Origin of the sequence: Pseudomonas sp. TREG-RG-20F-10-E-6-01 (genome assembly GCF_022662455.1) — a bacterium.
In the GTDB taxonomy this organism is placed as follows: domain Bacteria; phylum Pseudomonadota; class Gammaproteobacteria; order Pseudomonadales; family Pseudomonadaceae; genus Aquipseudomonas.
On record NZ_JAKNQP010000002.1, the window covers coordinates 603,990 to 620,173 of the forward strand.

The window sequence follows — 16,184 nt, forward strand, 5'->3', positions numbered from 1 at the left end:
GCGAACATAGTGGCAATAAGCTGCACCCTGGGGAGGGGATATGAGAGTTACTTGCAAATGCGGACACAAAGGGCGAATTGCATCACGCGAGGTACTTTCAGCCGATTTTGCGAAACTTTACTGCCAGTGCCTCGATGCGAAGTGTGGGCACACCTGGGTTGCGAATCTCACGTTTTCTCATACGCTTAGCCCCTCCGCTCAGACGTTCGACAGGCTGTTGATGGATCGGCTGAGAGATATGCCCAGGGCCCAACAGCGGGAGCTGTTTGAAAAGCTCGGATCGCAGGCCGTCGCATGACGCGCGCCGCCGACAATCGAGTGCCGGCGGCGCTGGATTCAGTCTTCGTCGGAATGATCCGGGTTGCTTATCAGCGCTTCGGTCAGTCTGCTCAACTGCTCTTTGTCGCGAGGGCTCAACTGACGATACAACCCAATCAGACGTCGCTCAATGTGCGAAAGCTCATACCGCGCAGATGCCGCAATTTCAACGTAAACAACATCCGCGTTTGTGCGATCCAACATGCTTACCACTCCATAAAATCCATTGCTGTAGCAATGATATGGGGGCAAGCCGCTAGTAAGACGCGAGCAAAGGGGTTAGCTCATTCCTTTGGCAGCATCGTCAGCCATGGCCTGAATAAACCGCCGAATCGCTCTTTGATCATCCGCAGGGATACTGCGGTATTGCTGAACAATTCTGTCCTCAATCTCATTCAGCGAATCAACGGCCAGGGTGCTACGCCGTCCAGTGAGGATGTAGGGCACATCGAATTCGAACTGGACCGCCACCTTACTCAGGTAGGACGCCGTAGCATCGCTAGATCCCGCCTCGTAGTTCGCCTGTGTGCGCTTTGCAATCCCAAGTGCTTCCGCGACTTGGTTCTGTGTCATGCCGCTTCGCTTCCGTTCTTCTTGCAGCCGAAAACCGATATCTTCAGAAAGATGCACTTTTTTTCATCCTTACTATTTACAAGTGCACCTAAGTGCATCATTGTGCATCTCACACCACATGAAATTGCACGGATCTGCACTATGCCGAACACCAGCGTTACCGAGCAAGCCCGTCATCAAGCACGGGAAGCATTAGAAAAACGGGGCCAGTCAGCCAAAGACTTCGCAGCCCAACATCAACTCAACCCCAGCACCGTCTATGCGGTACTGAGCGGGCAAAGCCAATGCCGTCGCGGGGAGGCTCATCGCGCAGCCGTATTACTCGGAATCAAAGACGGCGTGATCGAACAGTAATGGCCAAGCCTCTGAGGGAACAGCAGAAGATGAAAAGTCAGGTTCTGAAAACACGCCGTGAAGTCGTCAGTGCAATTATCTGCACCTTCGAAGGTGGCCGCGAACGCGCCGCCGCTCGCATCGGCCTACCACTTAAGAAGTTCGATAACCACGCTTACGAGAACAACAACTGCCGCCCGCTGACGGACCTGCAAATCTTTCAACTGGAGCAGGTCACAGGAACCCAGCACCTGGCCAACTACGTTGCAGCGATGTACGGCGGCATGTTCGTGCCGGTCATCCAACCGGAGAACCTGGACAACGTTGAGATGTATGCGCGGGCCGTACAGACGTCGGCCAAACAGGGCACGGTCGATCAGGTTATCGCTCAGGCGATCGAGGACGGCGTAATCACCGAAGACGAGGCCGAATTGATCCTGAACGCGCACGTCTTGCACATAGCTGCCCGTACTGCCGAAATTCATGCCGCCATCGATCTCTACCGCGCCAAGTCAGGTAAAGGCCAATGAACACTCAAACCAATACCCTGGACTACAAGCAGTGCATGCAGAACGCTGCACTGGCGTTTCTTGAGCGCCATCAAGCCGAACACCTGGGCGACCTATCGGCGCTACGCAAACGGGCAATCTTTCATCTGGTTGAGAACCTCGATGTGGCCGAACCGGTAGCAACCAAACTGACCGACCTTGCCCACATTGAGTTGTTGGACCTGGCACACCGCCAACGCTCCGCGAACTCGTAACACCTAACCCTACCAATCGCCGGCCCACGTCCCGTGGGTTTGGGTGAGCTGCGCCCGAAATTGAGGTTTAACGATGACAAACGCCGTAATTGTCACCACACAACTGCCCCCAGCCGAGGCCGAAGCGTTGCTGGCCAACCTGCGTGAACAGTATCGCTTGAGCCTCAACGAACACTGGTACGCCGAGCAATTCCGCCTTGTTGCGGCCGGTCTGCGCCATGGCGCAATTCTCGCCCACATCCCGGTCATGGCTGCGCAAAAACGCCTCATGGCAGCCCTGTCCCACAGCCTCAAAGCAGTGAAGTAACCCCATGAAAGAAGATCTTCGTCACGACGTGCTGCAACGCCTTCAGGCCGACTTCGGGCTCAAGCACCGCACGGGCACCGACTACATGCGCGGCGGCACCTGCCCAAAGTGCAAAAAGAAAGAGCTGTATTCCCGCTTTGATACGCCATGGATGGTGATTTGTGGTCGCCCCGAAAAGTGTGGCCACACCCTGCACGTGAAAGAGCTGTACGACGATCTGTTCGAAGACTGGAGCAAGCGAGCGCCGGCGACAGACCAGCATCCCAACGCAACGGCACGCGCCTATCTGGAGTTCGCCCGGGGCTTTCGGTTTGAGCTGATCCAGGGCTGGTTTACCCAGGAAACGTTCTACTCCGCTGAACACAACGCCGGCAGCGCAACGGTGCGCTTCGCCTTGGAAAAAGGCGGTTGGTGGGAACGCCTGATCGATCAGCCACACCGCTTCGGCAAGATGAAAGCCCGCTTCAAATCCAAGGATAGCTATCGCGGCGTATGGTGGTGCCCGCCCTGCGTCGACCTTCTTGAAGCCAAGGAAATCTGGATTGTTGAAGGCATCTTCGACGCCATCGCCCTGGTGCACAACGACATCGCGGCCGTATCGGCCATGTCGTCCAATGCGTTCCCTGGTGACTCACTCAAGGCACTGATTAAGACCCGCGATGGCGGGAAGTTGCCCAAGCTGGTTTGGGCGCTTGATAACGAGCCTAGCGCCAACGCTTACACACGACGTTGGGTGCGCGAAGCCCGTGCCCTGGGCTTCGTCTGTGAGTCTGCGCAGATCCCGCAACGCGACGGCCGCAAGTCAGACTGGAACGATCTCCATCAGCGCTGGAGCTTCATCCAGGACGACACCAAGCGCGCCGAACAGATCACTACTGACCTCAAGCAAGCCCGCCATCAGGGCGCCCTACTGCTGGCTGAGAGCGCGGCGGAAAAAGCCTTGCTCATGTACGACTGGAACAAGCGCGGGGAATTTCACCTGGGCTTCGCCAGCCGTCTGTACTGGTTCAAGTTGGACATGGAGAAATTCAACCGGGCCATGTCCGACATCGAGGACAGCGAGAACCACGACGACCAACTGCTCAACCAGGCGCAACAACGCGAAAAAGCCCTGCAGCAGTCCGGCAGTGTTGTGGAGATTGCCAACTGCTACCCACAAGCCCTGTACTTCCAGCGTAACGAGGTAACAGACGAATCCTGGTACTACCTGCGCGTGGACTTCCCGCACGACTCCGAAAGCGTGAAAAACACCTTCACCAGTGGCCAGCTGTCTGCCGCGAGCGAATTCAAAAAGCGGCTGCTCGGCATGGCGGCAGGTGCGATGTTTACCGGCAGTGGCCAGCAGCTCGATAAGCTCATGAAGGATCAACTGTTCGGCATCAAAACTGTGTCGACCATCGACTACGTGGGCTACAGCAAGGAATACGCCTGTTACGTCTACGGCGATATCGCGATCAAGGACGGCACCACCTACAAGGTCAACAGCGAAGACTATTTTGAGTTCGGCAAGCTGCGCCTAAAAACGCTGCAGAAAGGCGTACCCATCAAGCTGCAGCGCGAAGCAAAGGGCTTTGATGAAAAGTGGGTGCAGTTACTGTGGACCTGTTTCGGCGCCCAGGGCTTCGTCGCGCTGGTGTTCTTCTTCGGCTCGCTGTTCTGCGAGCAGATCCGCGCTCGTTACCAGTCCTTCCCGTTCCTAGAGGCCACCGGTGAGGCCGGCGCCGGTAAAACCACTCTGCTGAACCTGCTCTGGAAGTTACTCGGCCGCGAAGGCTATGAGGGCTTCGACCCCATGAAATCGACCAAGGCCGGACGCTCGCGCCTGATGGGCCAAGTCTCTGGCATGCCGGTTGTGTTCCTGGAAGCCGATCGTCACAGCGATGATCGGGCACACGCTAAAACCTTCGAATGGGATGAGCTAAAAGACTTCTACGGCGGCGGCACCTTGGCCACCAAAGGCGTCAAGACAGCGGGCAACGAAACGTATGAACCGCCATTCCGAGGAACGATAGCGATCAGTCAAAACGCGGCCGTGGTTGCCCACGAAGCGATCATGACGCGCATCGTAAAACTGCACTTTGTACGCCCTATAGTCACACCGGAAAGTCGCGCTGCAGCTGATCAGTTAAACGCTTTGGACGGCGGCACCCTCAGCCACTTTCTATTACGGGCTGTAGGCAAAGAGTCCTCGGTGCTTGAGCTGTTCGCCCAGCGTATGCCCGAACACGAAGCGAAGCTGCGTCGCCTGCATACCCAATGTTTTGCGTGCGGTACGGCTTACGCCAGCGATCAGGGCAACTGCAGCAGTTGCGGTTATGACTTGCGCGGGTACATCCGTGTCGAGCGAATCAGCAAAAACCACGCGCAACTGCTCTCGCTGCTGGATTGCCTGCGCCTGGTGCTGAAACTGAGTGACCCCCAGGTCGCTGCCACGCAGCGCCAGATCGTGCGGATGGCCATTGAGCGCCAGGCCTCCATCAGTTCCGACCATTCGGCCGTGGCCGAGTTTTGGGAAGTCTACGACTACCTCGAATCCTTGAGCGAAGACCCGGTGGTCGACCACAGCAGCGACCCAACCGTGATCGCTATCAACCTCAACGAATTCTGTGAGCGCGCCGCCGAACACAAACAGAAGTTGGCCGACGTGGCCACGTTGCGCGATCTGCTCAAGGAATCCCGTTCACGCAAGTTTCTGGACAGCAACAAAGCGGTGCACAGCGCTGTTCGTGCTGCCTTCAACACCCGCAACCCGTGTTCACAACCCCGGCCGACGACAGTTAAGTGCTGGACATTCAAGGCGTAAAGGAGAGCAAGACCTATGCAAATCCAAGTGTTTATGGGCAGTGCCGGAGATGGCAAAACCAGCAAGCTGCAGTCAGTTCAGGACCGCCTGCACTTCACGGGAGAAAGCGCGCCGATCATCCAGGCCGAGGCCTATGGCGAGGATGGCTTGCTGGAGATTTTGGAAGTTCGCGCAGCCGGTGGCCAACGCGAAATTCTGGTGGACGACTGCAGCCGCCAACAGATTTTGAGGGTGCTGGAATGGCAATCATGCAGTGAGCATGAACCAAAGTTTGATGGCCTGGTGATCCACCTGGCCCGCAAGGACTGACCTTTAAAAAACAGTGCCGAGGAGTTGCAGCTCCTCGACACCCGACCGCAACAGAGGGCTATACCATGCAAGCACAGAACCGAAGCAGCAGCGCCGCGAAGGCTACCACACCAGCTCGGCACCTGGTGGCCACCGCGATTATCGGCGCGGCCGTCATTGGCTACCTGGTGCACAAAACCCCTGAATCACGCACCCGCCTCGAGAGCCTCAGCCAGATGGCCAGCACTCTGGGCGAACTGAGCGAAACGGATGCGGCTGTCGTCGCGCAGTTGCTCGCCAACACCGCTACCCGGGGGACGGCGCGCCATGCCTAAGCAAACCCATGCTACTCGGGCACGACGCTTTCCCTGGAACATCGATTACACCAGCGTTTGCGACCTGTGCGGCCGGTGGCGGGCCCAGGGCAACCACGAGCAATGTAGCCGGCAACGTCAACGGCTGAATGCCCATCTGCGCAACCACACGCCCAAGCCATAAGCCGCGTCCACCAGAAGATGCGCTTCTAGATACTTGGCCCGGAAACGGGCCTTTTTGTTTCCGATCGTCAGACTGTCGCTATATGAGTACAGCGTTAGGGGTTTACATGAGTGGGGTCGAAGCTCGCGGTAATTCCGTGAGAATCTATTTTCAATACGACGGCGGTAAATGCCGCGAATCGCTACCAGGAGGAAACACGCCGGTGAACGTCGCCCAGGCTAAACGCTTGCTCGCCATCATCGAATACGAAATCCAAGCCGGCACCTTTGACTACGCGCGCCACTTCCCCAAATCAGCCAGGCTGGTGGAGAACACCTTCGGGCATTACCTGGACATATGGTTGCGGATCAAAGCCAACAGCGTGGCTGCATCGAGTTACAGGGGTTACGCCAACAAGGCCGAAGTGCATGTGCGGCCTCGTTGGGGCAAAGTGCAGATCAATGCGATCGATCATCTGGACCTGCAAGAGTGGATCCAGGGCACGCTGTCCAAAACCCTCAAAAACAAGACCATCCGCGACATCATCAGCAACGTGCGTCAGGTGTTCCGGCTGTACCGCACGAGGATGAAAGTCGCGCACGATCCCACCGAAGGCTTAATGGTGCGCTTGCCCGATCCCGAAGCACCGGACCCGTTCACCCGGGCGGAAATCAAACAGATCCTGGAAACACCGACCACCCGCACGCTTGAGTTGCTGATGGTGCAGTTCATGATTTGGGCCGGGCCCCGGGTATCCGAGACCATCGCCCTGGCGTGGGAAGACGTCGACCTGGAACACGGCACGGTGACCTTCCGTCGATCGAAGGTGCGCGGCGCTTATCGCGTCACGAAAACTCGGCGCTCGATGCGCAAGGTTCGTTTACTGGCGCCGGCCTGGGATGCGCTGCGCAAAGTCGAGGCACTGACACGCAAAAGAAAAGCCGAAACCGTTGAAATCGTCGAGCGGGACAATAAAACCGCACGCCGGCACACGTTGCATTTTGTGTTCTTAAACACCAAAAGCGGTTTGCCACACGCCAACGATTTTGTCGTGCGTGATCGTTTTTTCAAAGCTCATTTGTTCGCCGCCGGGGTCCGCTATCGCGGTCCAGGGCAGTGCCGGCACACTTACGCCAGCCAGCTGCTGACGACGGGCATTGCCTCAATTGACTGGATCGCCGAACAGATGGGGCACACCAACGGCAACATGATTCGCCAGCACTATGGAACATGGATCAACGAGGATGGGCCGGACGTGGTTGGCATGCTACAGCTGGCACTAAAGCTCTCGCCGGTCACAGTTCTACACTGAACGCCGTAATGCCCAACGACTCGGCGAAACGACCCACCGCAGTAAGGCTGGCCCAGGTGCGCAAGGGCTCCCGCCGGGAGCGCACCGGCACCAGGCGCGCGGTGGGGCCGCCGAGACGGATAGAGAGCGTCCACTTAGCATCGTCGCCGGCCACGCGGCCTACTACCGCTTCACGGATCGCGTGCTGACTGATCAGGGCTTTTAGCGTGTCCGACTGGATGGCCTCCCCGATCATGGCCTCAGCTCCCGGTGCCGCGCGGCGGCCGCGTCTTCAACGGCGATATACAGCGCCTCGATGGTGGCCGGGGTCAGCGCGCGCGCTGTCTCTACCCCTTCGACAAAACCTTGGGCGCGCGCCTGGGCCAGCTCCAGGGCGTGTAGATCCTCCGCATGGGCCAGGCGCGAGAAATGGTTTTGCATTTTGGTGCGCAGTCCCGGCGGCAGGCTGATGGCGTCCAGCTGTTGACTGACGCTCATGCCGGCACCGCCGACAGATTGGCCAGGATTTTAGCTAGGTCACGTAACGGGTAATGCTCCTCGCTAATGTCGCAGCCCGGGCAGTGGTGAAGCGGTTCATTGGCGTTACTCGGCTTTTGAGCGGCCAAACAGGAGCGGCAACGCACAGCCTCATGACTCATGAGCCAGTGGTCATTCCACAGGCCCAGGGCAAAGTCGCCGACAGCGCTAGACGCAGGAAGCTGTGAGGCTAGGAAATGATCAAGGATCACAGTTTAACCTTCGGCAGGTGCCCCAGTGCGCCGCGCAGTTCATACCATGGGTATTGGAATGTGGGCACGATTAAGGTGCAGCTTTGCTTGTGTACAAAGGCCTGGGCTGCATACAGCGCATCTTGTCCGGCATGACAGTCTACGCAGTAAAGTGACTGCCCCATCATGACCCAGCGACTGCGCCAGTCATCCAGGACCACGTTAATAGGGCCACGTACAGCTATGGGCGCTTCGTCGTATGGTTCGCTCATGACTGTGCGCCGCGGGTGAGTGTGTGCATGGTGATCGCTTTTGTCCGAGTGAGTGAGAGTCAGTGCGTAAAACCAGTCTAGGGGGGGCTGGTGTACCAGTCTAGGGGGTGCTGGTTTCCGAGTGCACAAAAAAAGGCCCCCACACCTGGCGTAAGTGTGGGGGCCTTTTTGACATAAGCGGCGTTATTTGAACTTCGATGACCACCTGCCTGGGGCGCTCGCCTGCAGCCGCGAAAAAATAGGTTGCGCTAGCAGTGTTGTGAGCTGGTTCATTTAGGATTAGCCAGAATATTTTCTTTGGTGTCTTGGTCGATGATATTGCGAAGCGCCTCAAACAGAGGGGCGGCATCTGTGTATTTTTTGCCATAGGCAAGATTAAATTCGTAATCGAAGTCCGGTGGATTCTTGCCCTGGTTGTGCTGAAGCATTGTTTCCAACTTATCTAGCGCCTTAACGGCTACCGCCTCAGGTGATAGAGCATTTTCGTAGTCATCCCAAAGTGCCAATATCTCCGCTTTCAACGATTCATCCAAAGCGCTGGTCAACTGAAGGAGATCGGTTCTCTCTTGCTCGCTCTTGTTGGGAAACGAATCTTTATTGACGGCGGAAATGTCGCCGTTGATAGCCTCTCCCAAGTCATGGATGACACACATCTTGAGCATTTTCAGCCTATCGAGGCTGGTCAGATAGTCCCCAAAGACAATCGCCATGAGGCAAAGACGCCAGCTATGCTCTGCCGTGCTTTCAGCGCGCCCGGAAGAGGTGTGCGCGCTTCTAAGTACATCTTTAAGCTTTTCCGCCTCGCGTAAGAACTCGAGACGCCCTTTGATTTTTTCGATGTCCATAAACCCCTCTGGCTCAGTCGGTGAACAGCATGCTAATCACCATATTTAAGCCAGACTAGAACTCAAAATGGTCGGCGTCCACGCATAAAATATGCGCGCCGACGCAGGTGTGGGCGTCAGAGCGTCTCTACCAAACGTGCTGCAGTTCCGTCCGAGAGGGGGATACGTGTCCAGCGACACATACTTTCCCTGATCGGAATAAGGGAAGAGTCATTGTTACCAGTTCCAAACTCCAGCGCGGGCGGCGCGAACGCTTCCCGCCATCCCGATTTATTCAGCGCGTATTCCTTGCCAATGATCTCTGGCGTCGCGAATCTCCATAGCGAATGACCAAGCAAGTCGCTAATCGGGCTGGCGAACTGCGCGGCACGCGCGGGAGAGCACGCCAGCAAACGATGCGTTAGGTCACATATGAGATGAACGGGCCGCGAGCTTTCCTTAACCAGACGAGCCAAGGCTTGATCAGCGGCTGCATCGAGGCGAGCAGCCAGCAATTGCTCAAGCTTTTCGTGCGCGATGGGATCGATTGCCAGTACACCACTTTCCCAGCGAGAAATGGTTGACTGGGTGACTTTAAACAACTCCGCGGCATGGGATTGTTTAACTCTATGCAACAGACGCCATCGCCTGAGAGCAACGCCAGGCAAGGCTGGCTTTAGCAACATATCAGGCATGTCAGATTCCGAGAGGATGGCGGGTGGGCCAGGCTGAACAACGCAAGGAAACCCCTTCAACTCGCGGGCCTCTTTTCTGCACCAGGATAGTGCGCCAGTCCCATGGTGGTCCCATGGGGCCATTTTTTAGATGTTAAAAACCACAAACCCCCGATTTTCTCTAGGAAAATCAGGGGCTTGCGTTTTCAGAATGTGGCGGTGAAGGAGAGATTCGAACTCTCGATACAATTTCTTGTATACACACTTTCCAGGCGTGCTCCTTAAGCCACTCGGACACTTCACCGTATCTCGTCAAACCAGTTCAGTCTGTCGAGGCGCGCTAATGTAGTCGAAAGCCTTTCTGATGGCAAAGGTTTTTTTCAGAATTTTCATGCGCTTAGACGGTTATGCCGTTACCCACCCAGCGAGGGACGGTGAATCTGCCATTCTCGGGCATCGGCGGTACGCGTTTGGTAGGGCTGCTGCGCCCTGCTCCGGGCCGTCTACCCTTGGGGATGCAGGAAAAGTCTGACTGTGTAGTCAGTCACGGCGCTTTACCGGGGCGGGTGTGGTGGGTAACGTCTGCGCATGCGCTTCTATAAACAGCCTATCTATAACAAATCCTACAAGGAACCGCGTCATGAGTGAGTTGATTGCCTACCACCTCGAAGACGGTATCGCGACCCTGACCTTGAGCAACGGCAAGGTGAATGCCATTTCTCCGGCCGTCGTCAGTGAGTTTAATGCTGCACTGGATCAGGCCGAGAAGGATCGCGCGGTGGTGATCATCACCGGCACGCCGGGGATTCTGTCGGGTGGTTATGATTTGAAGGTGATGACAGCCGGGCCTAAAGAGGCCATCAGCCTGGTGACGTCGGGCTCGACGTTGGCGCGTCGCCTGCTGTCGCACCCGTTTCCGGTGATTGTGGCGTGCCCTGGGCACGCGGTGGCCAAAGGTGCATTCCTGCTGTTGTCGGCCGATTACCGCATTGGTGTGGAAGGCCCGTTCAGCATTGGCCTGAATGAAGTGGCGATCGGCATGACCATGCACCACGCCGGTATTGAGTTGGCGCGGGATCGTCTGCGCAAGTCGGCGTTTCACCGTTCGGTCATCAATGCTGAAATGTTTGACCCGCAAGGTGCCTTGGCAGCCGGCTTCCTGGATAAAGTGGTTGCGCCAGAAGAGTTGCACGCGGCGGCCCTGGAAGCGGCGCGCCAGTTGAAGAAGATCAACATGAACGCCCATAAGCACACCAAATTGAAGGTGCGTAAGGCACTGCTGGAAGCCTTGGATGACGCCATCATCCAGGATCAAGGGCATAACCTGATCTGATGCCTTACCCATGTTGTGCCAAAGCCCGACCTTGAGTCGGGCTTTTTCTTACAAAAAATGGGGATACGTCTTAAACCGCTCTAGCTGGGCGCTGCCGGCACACATTGAAACATGTGCTTAAACATCGCCTATCTCCCACGTCTGTAGGGGCAATTGCCGAATACAGTGCACATCCGTACACTGCGCCACCTTTTGTCCCGATGGGCTGTGTCGATGCTTTTTCTGTTACGTATGTTGTTGATGGGCCTGCACTTTATGGTCGCCGGAGTGCTGGGCGTGCTGCTGGGCATCTGTCGGCCGTTCAACCCGGATAACAGTCGCTTGTGCGCTCGCCTGTATGGGTTGCCTGCGATGTGGATATTGCGACTGAACGTGAGGGCGAACGTCGACTCGCTGCGTAATAAGCCCGGCACGTGCGTGATCATCGCCAACCACCAGTCCAACTACGACCTGTTTGTGCTGGGCACTGTGGTGCCGCATCGCACGGTGTGCATTGCCAAAAAAAGCCTGAAATGGGTGCCGCTGTTCGGCCAGTTGTTCTGGTTGGCGGGCAATGTGCTGATCGACCGGGGCAACGCGCACAAGGCGCGGCGCGCGATGCTCACCACAACGCGCACTTTGCAGCATGAAGACACATCGATCTGGGTGTTCCCGGAAGGTACACGCAACTTGGGCAAGGGGCTGCTGCCGTTCAAGAAAGGCGCGTTTCATATGGCGATTGCGGCGGGTGTGCCCATCGTGCAGGTGTGTGTCAGCAATTATGTCACGCACATGCAGCTTAATCGCTGGGACAGCGGTGATGTGCTCATACGCTCGCTGCCGCCGATTCCTACCGTAAAACTGACTTCGGATGACATCCCGGCGTTGATGCAGGCGTGTCAGAAGCAGATGGATGAGTGTATTGCACAGATGGACCGTGAACTGCAGGCCGCTTGGGCACCTGCGCCTTTGTGATTTTTTGCGGGCGCTTTGCCCCCCGTACAAACGAGCGTGCTCGCCACAAAAAGCGTGCCTGCATGAGCAACAAGGGAACGCCATTCACGCTAAGCTGCCCAACACCTGTCCTCCCAATAAGAAGCAATCAGCACCATGGGTAGAGTTGTTGCGGCGGCCGTCTACAGCGCCGGAAAGAAAGTCACTGATATCACCCTCGATGAAGGCGCAGCCTGGGCCGCCAAGCCCGATCACTTTGTGTGGATCGGCCTGGAAGAGCCCAGCGCCCAAGAGCTGGCCAACCTGCAACGCCAGTTCAATCTGCACGAACTGGCCATCGAAGACGCCCTCGAAAAACACAGCCGCCCCAAGCTTGAAACCTTCGGTGATGCGCTGTTTATCGTCACCTACTCACCGGTGCGCGAGAACGGCAAGCTGGAGTTTATCGAAACCCATATTTTTGCCGGCAACGGCTACATCATCACCGCCCGCAACGGCCATTCCGCGTCCTACGGCTTTGTGCGCCAGCGCTGTGAGGCGCGGCCGTTGTTGCTGGAGCACGGGGAAGATTTCGTACTCTATGCGCTGCTGGATTTCGTCACCGAGAATTACCAGCCGGTGAGCGAAGCGATCCACGCCGAAATTGATGAGCTGGAGCGCAATGTGCTGTGCAGCTCGCTGAGCGAGCGTGATATCCAGAACCTCCACGGCCTGCGCCGCGACGTGCTGCGGCTTAAACGCTATGTGGCGCCGATGGTGGAGATCAGTCAGGAACTGCAAAAACTGAGCTTCCCGTTTATCGACAAAAACATGCGCCCGTATTTTCGTGACGTGCAGATCCACGTGACACGGCAGATGGAAGACCTCACCACCTTGCGCGATATCGCCAGCCAGACGATTGAGATTGGTGTGTTGCTCGAAGCCTCGCGTCAGAGCGTGGTGCAGCGCAAGTTCGCCGCGTGGGCGGCGATCCTGGCGTTCCCCACCGCAGTGGCGGGGATTTATGGGATGAACTTCCAGAACATGCCCGAGCTGCAATGGCATTACGGCTACTTTGCGGTGCTCGGGTTTATTGCGGTGGGCTGCACCAGTTTGTGGGCCAGCTTCAAGCGGTCGGGCTGGTTGTAAACCATCGCCGGCCAGCCGGCCCCGCCTCAAGCGTGATTCAGGCCACGTCGGCTTCTGGCTTGTGCGCCACAAAACGCATCATCCATTCCGCCACGGTTGCGCCGTGGTGGTCACGCGCCAGACTGGCCACGCCATTGGTGTAGATCTTTTCGCCCAACGTTGTCTGAAGAATTTCCAGCAGCTCGCGTGAATAGTCGTGGATGAATTCCGGGTGGCCCTGGAAGCACAGCACCTGGTCTTCAATGTGGTAAGCGGCGTACGGGCAGAAATCGCTGGAGGCAATCACGGTAGCGTTTTCCGGCAGGCGGGTGACCTGGTCCTGATGGCTGATCAACAAGGTCAGCTCTTCCACCACCGGGCTCATCCACGGCGCCTTGGCGTTGAGTTTGTAGTCGTGGATGCCCATGCCCCAGCCCTTGCTGGCGCGCTCGGTCTTGCCGCCCAACAGCAGCGCGAGCAACTGGTGGCCGAAGCACACGCCCAGCAACTTGTCGCCGCGTTCATAGCGTTCAAGCAGGTAGGTTTTGAGGGTCTGGATCCACGGGTCGGTGCCAAAGGAATCGGCCTTGCTGCCGGTGATCAGGTAGGCGTCAAACGCCTCGTCATCCGGCGGGTATTCGCCCTGAACCACGTTGTACACAACAAACTCGGCAGCAATCGGCTGCTTGGAGAACAGGCGCTTGAACATCTGCCCGTACCCTTGGTATTGATCGATCAAGCCTGGACGCAGGATATCGGTTTCCAGGATACAGACGCGTAGCGACATAAAAAATACCTGACACGGTGGTGGGAATAATGCACACCCCAGAGCCTGCCTTGAAACACCCCTGCAAAGCAAGTCTCGCCAAGTGCCTCGGTGTGGGGGCGGGCTTGCCTGCGATGGCGTCATATCAGCCGACATATGCATTGGCTGACACACCGCTATCGCGGGCAAGCCCGCTCCCACATGGGTTTTATATCGCTCAGACTAAGGTGTTTCGGTCAGGCGAATATGTCTCCCTGCGCTGCTTTTTCCAGCAGCAGAGCCGGGGGCGAAAAGCGCTCCCCGTACTGCTCGGCCAGGTAGCGCGCCCGGGCGATAAAGTCGTTCAGGCCGTACTGGTTGATAAACTGCAGCGCACCGCCGCTCCACGCGGCAAAGCCTATGCCGAAGATTGAGCCGACGTTGGCGTCAGCCGTCGACCTCAACACGCCCTCCTCCACACAACGCACGGTTTCGATGGCCTGGATGAACAGCAATCGGTCGCGCACATCCTGTGGCGAAATTTGGTTATCGGGCTGTTCAAAGCGCGCTTTCAGCTCCGGCCACAGGTGTTTCTGCGCCCCTTGGGGGTAGTCGTAAAAACCACCGCCCGCCGCCTTGCCCGTGCGTTTGTACGCATTCACCAACAGGTCGATCACCAAGGTCGCGGGATGCGTCGGCGGCGCCTTGCCTTCAGCCTGTAGATCTTTCGCGGTTTGCTGCCGGATGTGGCTCATCAAGCTCAGCGACACCTCATCCGACACCGCCAACGGCCCCACCGGCATACCGGCCTTGCGCGCTTCGGTTTCGATCATCGGCGCGGCCACGCCTTCGCCGAGCATGGCAATGCCTTCGTTGGTGAAGGTGCCGAACACCCGCGAGGTGAAAAAACCACGACTGTCGTTGACCACGATGGGAGTTTTCTTGATTTGCAGGACGAAATCAAAACCACGGGCCAGGGTTTCGTCGCGGGTATGGGCGCCCTTGATGATTTCCACCAGCGGCATCTTGTCGACCGGACTGAAGAAATGCAGACCAATGAACTTGCCTTGATCGGGCACGGCGCTGGCCAGGCCGCTGATGGGCAAGGTCGAGGTGTTGGAGGCGATGACGGCGTCGCTGCCGACCACACGTTGCGCGGCGGCCGAGACCCTGGCCTTGAGCTCACGGTCTTCGAACACCGCTTCGATGATCAGGTCGCAGCCGGCCAGGTCGGCGTCGCCTTGCGTAGGATGGATCCGCGCCAGAATGGTGTCGCGCTGTTCGGCCGTCAGTTGCCCACGGCTGATCTTCTTGTCCAGCAGCGCGGCCGAATGCGCCTTGCCCTTTTCGGCCGCGGCCAGGCTGACGTCCTTGAGCACCACGTCGATGCCCGCACTGGCGCTGACATAGGCGATGCCCGCGCCCATCATCCCCGCGCCCAGTACGCCGACTTTGCGCGTGACGTACGGCGCAAAACCTTGTGGCCGTGAGCTGCCGGCGTTGATGTCATTGAGCTGGAACCAAAAGGTGCCGATCATGTTTTTCGCCACCTGGCCGGTGACGAGTTCGGTGAAGTAGCGCGTTTCGATCAAGTGCGCAGTGTCGAAATCCACTTGGGCGCCCTCCACGGCAGCGCAGAGGATTTTCTCCGGAGCCGGGAAGCAGCCATGGGTTTTGCTGCGCAAAATCGACGGCGCAATCGCCAGCATTTGCGCCACCTTCGGGTTCGACGGCGTGCCACCTGGGATCTGATAAGCCTTGTTGTCCCACGGTTGTCTGCCCTCGGGATTGGCCAGAATCCAGGCGCGGGATTTGGCCAGCAGCTCATCGCGATCCATCGCCAGCGCATTGATCAACCCGGCTTGCAGCGCCTGCTGCGGCCGCACCTTCTTGCCTTCCAGCAAATACGGCAGGGCCTTTTCCAACCCGAGCATGCGCACCATGCGCACTACCCCGCCGCCGCCCGGCAACAAGCCCAAGGTGACTTCAGGCAAGCCGAGCTGTGTCGAGTTGTCATCCAGCGCGACGCGGTAATGGCACGCCAGGCAAATCTCCCAACCGCCGCCCAACGCCGCACCGTTGATAGCGGCCACCACTGGCCTGCCAAGGGTTTCCAGACGGCGCAGTTGGGCCTTCAACACCAACACGCCGTCGTAAAATTCCTTGGCGTGAGCCTTATCGACTTTGATCAATTCATTGAGGTCACCGCCGGCAAAAAAAGTTTTCTTCGCCGAGGTGATCACCACACCGGCGATGCCGTCCTTTTCTGCCTCCAGGCGCGCGACTGCGGCCGCCATGGCCTCGCGGTACACGCCGTTCATGGTGTTGGCGCTCTGGCCGGGCATGTCGAGGGTCAGCACCACGATATGGTCCTGGCCTTTTTCGTAACGAATGGCGTCGGTCATGACAGGTTCC

Annotated in this window: 21 protein-coding genes and 1 tRNA gene; 12 read left to right on the forward strand and 10 right to left on the reverse strand. The window is 57.7% G+C overall.

Annotated elements, in window-relative coordinates; genetic code table 11:
* Positions 1–40 precede the first annotated feature (40 nt).
* Positions 41–298 carry an ogr/Delta-like zinc finger family protein gene (locus L8K08_RS09185; protein WP_073638021.1) on the forward strand — a complete coding sequence of 86 codons (258 nt, stop codon included), beginning with the start codon at positions 41–43 and terminating at the stop codon, positions 296–298.
* 38 nt (positions 299–336) lie between these two features.
* On the opposite strand, the gene L8K08_RS09190 is transcribed toward L8K08_RS09185, so the two are convergent.
* Together L8K08_RS09190 and L8K08_RS09195 are read right to left on the reverse strand one after the other, a co-directional pair.
* Positions 337–522, reverse strand: a complete 186-nt coding sequence (locus L8K08_RS09190; protein WP_242196029.1) for a hypothetical protein — start codon at positions 520–522, stop codon at positions 337–339.
* Positions 523–597: 75 nt separating this feature from the next.
* Positions 598–891 (reverse strand): helix-turn-helix transcriptional regulator, encoded by a 294-nt coding sequence (locus L8K08_RS09195; protein WP_242196404.1) that lies wholly within the window; start codon positions 889–891, stop codon positions 598–600.
* 141 nt (positions 892–1,032) lie between these two features.
* Here L8K08_RS09195 and L8K08_RS09200 point away from each other — a divergent pair, with 141 nt between their 5' ends.
* The 8 genes from L8K08_RS09200 to L8K08_RS09235 all read left to right on the forward strand — a co-directional run bounded on the left by L8K08_RS09200 (position 1,033) and on the right by L8K08_RS09235 (position 7,174).
* A complete protein-coding gene (locus L8K08_RS09200; RefSeq protein WP_099312182.1) occupies positions 1,033–1,245 on the forward strand; it encodes a hypothetical protein in 213 nt (70 codons plus the stop codon).
* A 29-nt stretch (positions 1,246–1,274) separates the two neighbouring features.
* Positions 1,275–1,754: a YmfL family putative regulatory protein gene (locus L8K08_RS09205; RefSeq protein ID WP_128588295.1), complete on the forward strand. Its 480-nt coding sequence runs from the start codon at positions 1,275–1,277 to the stop codon at positions 1,752–1,754.
* Positions 1,751–1,987, forward strand: coding sequence for a hypothetical protein (locus L8K08_RS09210; protein WP_242196034.1), 237 nt, complete (start codon positions 1,751–1,753; stop codon positions 1,985–1,987). Before L8K08_RS09205 ends, L8K08_RS09210 begins: the two co-directional genes overlap by 4 nt.
* A gap of 73 nt (positions 1,988–2,060) precedes the next feature.
* Positions 2,061–2,294 (forward strand): hypothetical protein, encoded by a 234-nt coding sequence (locus L8K08_RS09215; RefSeq protein WP_242196037.1) that lies wholly within the window; start codon positions 2,061–2,063, stop codon positions 2,292–2,294.
* A 4-nt stretch (positions 2,295–2,298) separates the two neighbouring features.
* Positions 2,299–5,097 carry a toprim domain-containing protein gene (locus L8K08_RS09220; protein WP_242196040.1) on the forward strand — a complete coding sequence of 933 codons (2,799 nt, stop codon included), beginning with the start codon at positions 2,299–2,301 and terminating at the stop codon, positions 5,095–5,097.
* A gap of 15 nt (positions 5,098–5,112) precedes the next feature.
* Entirely contained in the window at positions 5,113–5,406 is a 294-nt protein-coding gene (locus L8K08_RS09225; protein WP_242196042.1) for a hypothetical protein, read from the forward strand.
* Positions 5,407–5,471: 65 nt separating this feature from the next.
* A complete protein-coding gene (locus tag L8K08_RS09230; protein WP_242196046.1) occupies positions 5,472–5,720 on the forward strand; it encodes a hypothetical protein in 249 nt (82 codons plus the stop codon).
* Between the two features lie 269 nt (positions 5,721–5,989).
* Positions 5,990–7,174 (forward strand): DUF3596 domain-containing protein, encoded by a 1,185-nt coding sequence (locus tag L8K08_RS09235; protein ID WP_242196049.1) that lies wholly within the window; start codon positions 5,990–5,992, stop codon positions 7,172–7,174.
* Here the strand turns inward: L8K08_RS09235 and L8K08_RS09240 are convergent.
* The 6 genes from L8K08_RS09240 to L8K08_RS09265 form a co-directional block, all read right to left on the reverse strand.
* Entirely contained in the window at positions 7,158–7,409 is a 252-nt protein-coding gene (locus L8K08_RS09240) for a hypothetical protein (protein WP_242196053.1), read from the reverse strand. The genes L8K08_RS09235 and L8K08_RS09240 overlap by 17 nt on opposite strands.
* A complete protein-coding gene (locus L8K08_RS09245; RefSeq protein ID WP_242196056.1) occupies positions 7,406–7,651 on the reverse strand; it encodes a hypothetical protein in 246 nt (81 codons plus the stop codon). Before L8K08_RS09245 ends, L8K08_RS09240 begins: the two co-directional genes overlap by 4 nt.
* A 247-nt stretch (positions 7,652–7,898) precedes the next feature.
* Complete coding sequence (locus L8K08_RS09250) at positions 7,899–8,153, reverse strand: hypothetical protein (RefSeq protein WP_242196059.1); 255 nt, start codon at positions 8,151–8,153, stop codon at positions 7,899–7,901.
* Positions 8,154–8,422: 269 nt separating this feature from the next.
* The gene (locus L8K08_RS09255; RefSeq protein WP_106576208.1) at positions 8,423–8,998 is read right to left on the reverse strand and encodes an HD domain-containing protein; all 576 of its coding nucleotides are present in this window, start codon (positions 8,996–8,998) and stop codon (positions 8,423–8,425) included.
* Positions 8,999–9,114: 116 nt separating this feature from the next.
* On the reverse strand, positions 9,115–9,672 hold the full coding sequence (locus L8K08_RS09260; protein WP_106576207.1) for a helix-turn-helix transcriptional regulator: 558 nt from the start codon (positions 9,670–9,672) through the stop codon (positions 9,115–9,117).
* A 193-nt stretch (positions 9,673–9,865) separates the two neighbouring features.
* Positions 9,866–9,955 (reverse strand) — tRNA-Ser (locus L8K08_RS09265).
* Positions 9,956–10,291: 336 nt separating this feature from the next.
* On the opposite strand from L8K08_RS09265, the gene L8K08_RS09270 reads away from it, so the two are divergent.
* From L8K08_RS09270 to L8K08_RS09280, 3 genes are all read left to right on the forward strand, one after another.
* Positions 10,292–10,984: a crotonase/enoyl-CoA hydratase family protein gene (locus L8K08_RS09270; protein WP_145159212.1), complete on the forward strand. Its 693-nt coding sequence runs from the start codon at positions 10,292–10,294 to the stop codon at positions 10,982–10,984.
* Positions 10,985–11,197: 213 nt separating this feature from the next.
* Positions 11,198–11,938 (forward strand): 1-acylglycerol-3-phosphate O-acyltransferase, encoded by a 741-nt coding sequence (locus L8K08_RS09275; protein ID WP_242196062.1) that lies wholly within the window; start codon positions 11,198–11,200, stop codon positions 11,936–11,938.
* A 135-nt stretch (positions 11,939–12,073) separates the two neighbouring features.
* On the forward strand, positions 12,074–13,045 hold the full coding sequence (locus L8K08_RS09280) for a magnesium and cobalt transport protein CorA (protein ID WP_058420797.1): 972 nt from the start codon (positions 12,074–12,076) through the stop codon (positions 13,043–13,045).
* A 37-nt stretch (positions 13,046–13,082) separates the two neighbouring features.
* Here the strand turns inward: L8K08_RS09280 and L8K08_RS09285 are convergent, their stop codons facing one another.
* Together L8K08_RS09285 and L8K08_RS09290 are read right to left on the reverse strand one after the other, a co-directional pair.
* The gene (locus tag L8K08_RS09285) at positions 13,083–13,811 is read right to left on the reverse strand and encodes an amidotransferase (RefSeq protein ID WP_145159216.1); all 729 of its coding nucleotides are present in this window, start codon (positions 13,809–13,811) and stop codon (positions 13,083–13,085) included.
* Positions 13,812–14,026: 215 nt separating this feature from the next.
* Positions 14,027–16,174 carry a 3-hydroxyacyl-CoA dehydrogenase NAD-binding domain-containing protein gene (locus L8K08_RS09290; protein ID WP_242196066.1) on the reverse strand — a complete coding sequence of 716 codons (2,148 nt, stop codon included), beginning with the start codon at positions 16,172–16,174 and terminating at the stop codon, positions 14,027–14,029.
* Between the last annotated feature and the right edge of the window lie 10 nt (positions 16,175–16,184).

Excerpts from the sequence above, each read along its gene's own strand:
- L8K08_RS09245 (WP_242196056.1), bottom strand. The coding sequence starts at position 7,651 with ATGAGCGTCAGTCAACAGCTGGACGCCATCAGCCTGCCGCCGGGACTG.
- L8K08_RS09210 (WP_242196034.1), top strand. The coding sequence starts at position 1,751 with ATGAACACTCAAACCAATACCCTGGACTACAAGCAGTGCATGCAGAAC.
- L8K08_RS09255 (WP_106576208.1), bottom strand. The coding sequence starts at position 8,998 with ATGGACATCGAAAAAATCAAAGGGCGTCTCGAGTTCTTACGCGAGGCG.
- L8K08_RS09220 (WP_242196040.1), top strand. The coding sequence starts at position 2,299 with ATGAAAGAAGATCTTCGTCACGACGTGCTGCAACGCCTTCAGGCCGAC.
- L8K08_RS09235 (WP_242196049.1), top strand. The coding sequence starts at position 5,990 with ATGAGTGGGGTCGAAGCTCGCGGTAATTCCGTGAGAATCTATTTTCAA.
- L8K08_RS09200 (WP_099312182.1), top strand. The coding sequence starts at position 1,033 with ATGCCGAACACCAGCGTTACCGAGCAAGCCCGTCATCAAGCACGGGAA.
- L8K08_RS09290 (WP_242196066.1), bottom strand. The coding sequence starts at position 16,174 with ATGACCGACGCCATTCGTTACGAAAAAGGCCAGGACCATATCGTGGTG.
- L8K08_RS09205 (WP_128588295.1), top strand. The coding sequence starts at position 1,275 with ATGAAAAGTCAGGTTCTGAAAACACGCCGTGAAGTCGTCAGTGCAATT.
- L8K08_RS09215 (WP_242196037.1), top strand. The coding sequence starts at position 2,061 with ATGACAAACGCCGTAATTGTCACCACACAACTGCCCCCAGCCGAGGCC.
- L8K08_RS09250 (WP_242196059.1), bottom strand. The coding sequence starts at position 8,153 with ATGAGCGAACCATACGACGAAGCGCCCATAGCTGTACGTGGCCCTATT.
- L8K08_RS09225 (WP_242196042.1), top strand. The coding sequence starts at position 5,113 with ATGCAAATCCAAGTGTTTATGGGCAGTGCCGGAGATGGCAAAACCAGC.
- L8K08_RS09195 (WP_242196404.1), bottom strand. The coding sequence starts at position 891 with ATGACACAGAACCAAGTCGCGGAAGCACTTGGGATTGCAAAGCGCACA.
- L8K08_RS09190 (WP_242196029.1), bottom strand. The coding sequence starts at position 522 with ATGTTGGATCGCACAAACGCGGATGTTGTTTACGTTGAAATTGCGGCA.
- L8K08_RS09285 (WP_145159216.1), bottom strand. The coding sequence starts at position 13,811 with ATGTCGCTACGCGTCTGTATCCTGGAAACCGATATCCTGCGTCCAGGC.
- L8K08_RS09270 (WP_145159212.1), top strand. The coding sequence starts at position 10,292 with ATGAGTGAGTTGATTGCCTACCACCTCGAAGACGGTATCGCGACCCTG.
- L8K08_RS09185 (WP_073638021.1), top strand. The coding sequence starts at position 41 with ATGAGAGTTACTTGCAAATGCGGACACAAAGGGCGAATTGCATCACGC.
- L8K08_RS09275 (WP_242196062.1), top strand. The coding sequence starts at position 11,198 with ATGCTTTTTCTGTTACGTATGTTGTTGATGGGCCTGCACTTTATGGTC.
- L8K08_RS09280 (WP_058420797.1), top strand. The coding sequence starts at position 12,074 with ATGGGTAGAGTTGTTGCGGCGGCCGTCTACAGCGCCGGAAAGAAAGTC.
- L8K08_RS09240 (WP_242196053.1), bottom strand. The coding sequence starts at position 7,409 with ATGATCGGGGAGGCCATCCAGTCGGACACGCTAAAAGCCCTGATCAGT.
- L8K08_RS09260 (WP_106576207.1), bottom strand. The coding sequence starts at position 9,672 with ATGCCTGATATGTTGCTAAAGCCAGCCTTGCCTGGCGTTGCTCTCAGG.
- L8K08_RS09230 (WP_242196046.1), top strand. The coding sequence starts at position 5,472 with ATGCAAGCACAGAACCGAAGCAGCAGCGCCGCGAAGGCTACCACACCA.